The organism is Escherichia sp. AM3 (assembly GCF_032029835.1).
Classification (GTDB): Bacteria; Pseudomonadota; Gammaproteobacteria; order Enterobacterales; family Enterobacteriaceae; genus Escherichia; species Escherichia coli.
In genome coordinates, this window is the sequence record NZ_JAVUPQ010001290.1 from 1 (window position 1) to 238 (window position 238).

The following is a 238-nucleotide window of genomic DNA, read 5'->3' on the forward strand; positions in this document are numbered from 1 at the left end:
TACTAAAAGAGTCGGCACAAATGAATCTGTTCTTGAGCTCGATGGTGAAGAAATCGTATGCAATGATGCGGTTGCTAAGCTTGTCACTGATCCAGTAATTCGCGATGCGCTAGTTAATGTCGTTCGAGCTCCTCTTGATGGGAAAGAGGCACCGGTTTTTAAGATCGTTGATAGCAGTGGTGAAGAGATCTTGCGTCTTGAAGGAGAGCAGACTGAGGAGATAAAGCCTCTTCCGCGC

1 pseudogene is annotated in these 238 nt (G+C 46.6%); it reads left to right on the top strand.

The features are described from left to right. Positions 1–238 (top strand): annotated as a pseudogene (locus tag RTW80_RS30725) (hypothetical protein); the annotation flags it as partial.